Raw genomic sequence first — 3,509 nt, 5'->3', positions numbered from 1 at the left:
GCCGGCGCGGCGGCCGCGACCGGGTGGCCCGGCGCCCCTCGCCCGGTGGCGGCGATCGACCTGTTGCCGGAACGGGTCCTGGGCGGAGACCGCGGGGCGGCGGGGATGCTGGTGGAGCGGATCGTCACTCCGCTCCGGGGCGCGGATCCGTCCCTGGAGGAGACCCTGCGGGCCTACCTGGACTCGGGCGGACACGTCGAGGCATGTGCGCGCGGGTTGTATGTCCATCCCAACACCGTGAGGTATCGCCTCAAGCGCGTGAGCCAGATCACTGAGTTCGACCCGCTTGACGCGAGGGAGGCTTTTGTCCTTCGGATAGCCCTCGTCCTCGGCAAGTTCGCCGATCGAAGCCCTCAGGACAGCTAAACAATCACTCTCGTCACACCCTGTAACGAAAAGTCCAATCACAGAGATGGCCGCGCACTCACCACCGTATTTGTGGGAACCCCACAAAATCCGGCCATTGTTTCTGGCTACGAGAACATCATCCGAGGGAGGGGAACACGTGTTGTCTGATACTCGTGCTTTGCCTCACCGCCCCCGGACAAGGGTCCCAGAAAGCCGGAATGCTCGCGCCATGGCTCGAGCTACCCGGCGCCTCGGCCCGCCTCGACGAGTGGTCTGCCTCGAGCGGACTCGATCTCGAGCGCCTGGGCACCACAGCGACCTTGCAGGAGATCACGGACACCGCGGTCACCCAACCGCTGGTGGTCGCCTCCGCGTTGCTCGGCACCGCAGAACTCCGTCGACGGGGCCAGGTGCCCTCCGACACGATCGTCGCCGGACACTCCATCGGTGAGGTCGCGGCTCTCGCGATCGCCGGGGTGGTCTCCGAGGCGGACGCGCTCCGTCTGGCGTCTGTCCGCGGCGCCGCGATGTCGCGGGCATGCGCCGACCGCCCGACAGGGATGATCGCCGTCCTCGGAGGGGTGGAGGCCGACGTCCTGCTCGCCCTGGAGAACGCAGGCCTGGAACCGGCCAACCGCAACGGTGCCGGGCAGATCGTGGCCGCCGGCCCGCTCGAGGCGTGCGACGCGCTCGAGCAGAACCCGCCCAGCCGCGCCCGTCTCCGCCGCCTCGACGTGGCCGGGGCGTTCCACACCCGGCACATGGGGTCCGCCGTCGAGAGGTTCCGCGCCCTCGCGGACACGATCGAGGTCCGTGACCCCGAGCTGACACTGCTCTCGAACGCCGACGGAATGGTCGTCACCTCGGGCAGGGACGCCGTGGACCGCGTGATCTCGCAGATCACCCATCCGGTCCGCTGGGACCTGTGCACGCAGACCATGCTCAAGCTCGGCGTCGACGCCTTCGTCGAGCTCCCGCCGTCCGGGGCACTCGTCGGCCTGGCCAAGCGCATGATGCGCGAGGTGCCCCGGCACGGCGTCACCACACCGGAGGATCTCGCGGACGCGCTCGACGCCGTCCCCGCTCTCAGCGGCGCGTAGACCACCCCCACGTACCCGCGGTCGCCGGCCTCGTCCGGCGGTCGCGTCATGACGACCACGCCGTGCCCGACCGGGCGCGACGACACCACCAGAAAGGACACCACATGGCACGCACCGAGGCCGAGATCATCTCCGGACTTGCGGAGATCGTCGAGGAGGTCACCGGGATCGAGCCCTCCGAGGTGACCCCGGAGAAGTCCTTCGTGGACGATCTGGACATCGATTCGCTCTCCATGGTGGAGATCGCGGTCCAGACGGAGGACCGCTACGGGGTGGAGATCCCGGACGAGGACCTCGCCAAGTTGCGTACTGTGCAGGATGCGGTCGACTACATCCAGAAGATCGACCAGAGCTGACACCACGTCCCGGAGCACGGGCGGGGGCGCGTTCAGGGCCGAAGGTGCGGTCGGTGCACCAGGCGAGCCCGCGTCCCCACCCCACGTCCGGGACCCGACACACGAGAGCACCCCGCGTCACGCGGGGTGACGGGCGGAAGGCGCGATCAGGGACGGGGGTCCCGGATCACTCGCCTCCCCCACACCAGCCAGTCCGGGGGTCCATAAGGAGCGCACCCTCCCATCCGGGAGGTGCGCCGCGGAAAGGACTGCATTCGATGACCATCACGAGCACCGTGGACCAGAACACCCAGATCGACCCGCGCGACCCCGTCGCCCGGCTCGAGAACCTCTTCGATCCGGCATCGCTGGAGTTCCTCACGGAACCCGATGCGTCGGGCGCGCTCGCCGCCCGGGGCCTGATCGACGGCGAGCCCACGATCGCCTATGCCACCGACGCCACCGTCATGGGTGGCGCGATGGGCCTGGACGGGTGCCGTCATATCGTCCACGCCATCGACACCGCCATCGACGAGCACCTGCCCGTCGTGGGCGTGTGGCACTCGGGAGGGGCCCGACTCGCCGAGGGTGTCGAGGCGCTCCACGCGGTCGGCCTCGTGTTCGAGGCCATGGTCCGCGCATCAGGCCACGTGCCGCAGATCTCGGTCGTGCTCGGCCCCGCCGCCGGCGGCGCCGCGTACGGCCCCGCGCTCACGGACGTCGTGATCATGGCGCCCGCGGGCAAGATCTTCGTCACCGGACCCGACGTGGTCCGCTCCGTCACCGGGGAACAGGTCGACATGGAGGGACTCGGCGGCCAGGACGTCCACCACCGCAAGTCGGGTGTGTGTCACATCGCCGCCTCTGACGAGCGGGACGCCCTGCACCGCGCAAGGCGGCTGGTGAACCTCCTGTCCGCCCAGGGTGAGTTCGACCTGCGGGCGCTCGAGGGCGACCACACGGATCTCGCGGGGCTGCTCCCGGAGTCACCCAAGCGGGCCTACGACGTGCGTCCCCTCGTCCACGGCATCCTCGACTCGTCCGAGCTGGACGGAAGCACGACCTTCGAGGAGCTCCAGGCCAAGTGGGCGCCCAGCATCGTGGTCGGCTTCGGCAGGATGTCGGGCCGCACGGTCGGCGTGATCGCCAACAACCCGCTACGCCTGGGGGGCTGCCTCAACTCCGAGTCGGCCGAGAAGGCCTCCCGGTTCGTCCGCCTGTGCAACGCGTTCGGCGTACCGCTGCTCGTCGTGGTCGACGTCCCCGGTTACCTCCCCGGGGTCTCCCAGGAGTGGGAGGGCGTCGTCCGGCGTGGCGCCAAGCTGCTGCACGCCTTCGCAGAGGCGTCCGTCGCCCGCGTCACGCTCGTCACACGCAAGATCTACGGCGGGGCCTACATCGCAATGAACTCGCGCGCCCTGGGCGCCTCCGCCGTGTTCGCGTGGCCCGATGCGGAGGTCGCGGTCATGGGCGCCAAGGCAGCGGTGGGCATCCTGCACAAGCGCACGCTCGCAGCGGCGCCGGAGGACGAGCGCGAGGCCCTGCACGAGCGGCTGGCCGACGAACACGCCGCGATCGCAGGGGGCGTGGGCAGAGCGGTCTCCATCGGCGTCGTCGACGAGGTCATCGAACCCACCGACACCCGTCGTCGTCTCGCCGAGGCACTGGATGCCGCGTCTCACGTACGGGGCCAGCACAAGAACATCCCGCTGTGATCTGAGCGCCT

4 protein-coding genes are annotated in these 3,509 nt (G+C 69.7%); all 4 read left to right on the top strand.

The window, feature by feature from the left end; all coding sequences use genetic code 11:
- A partial coding sequence (locus G6027_RS09705) for a helix-turn-helix domain-containing protein (RefSeq protein ID WP_182636995.1) occupies window positions 1–366 on the top strand: 366 nt, incomplete at its 5' end.
- A 155-nt stretch (window positions 367–521) separates the two neighbouring features.
- Window positions 522–1,448 carry an acyltransferase domain-containing protein gene (locus G6027_RS09700; protein ID WP_182636994.1) on the top strand — a complete coding sequence of 309 codons (927 nt, stop codon included), beginning with the start codon at window positions 522–524 and terminating at the stop codon, window positions 1,446–1,448.
- Window positions 1,449–1,552: 104 nt separating this feature from the next.
- A complete protein-coding gene (acpM, locus tag G6027_RS09695; protein WP_095719155.1) occupies window positions 1,553–1,804 on the top strand; it encodes a meromycolate extension acyl carrier protein AcpM in 252 nt (83 codons plus the stop codon).
- Between the two features lie 257 nt (window positions 1,805–2,061).
- On the top strand, window positions 2,062–3,498 hold the full coding sequence (locus G6027_RS09690) for a carboxyl transferase domain-containing protein (protein WP_182636993.1): 1,437 nt from the start codon (window positions 2,062–2,064) through the stop codon (window positions 3,496–3,498).
- Window positions 3,499–3,509 lie beyond the last annotated feature (11 nt).

This window comes from Dietzia sp. SLG310A2-38A2, assembly GCF_014145095.1.
GTDB lineage: Bacteria > Actinomycetota > Actinomycetes > Mycobacteriales > Mycobacteriaceae > Dietzia.
Note: the sequence above shows the minus strand (reverse complement) of the source record. Positions and strands in the feature narration are given on the sequence as shown.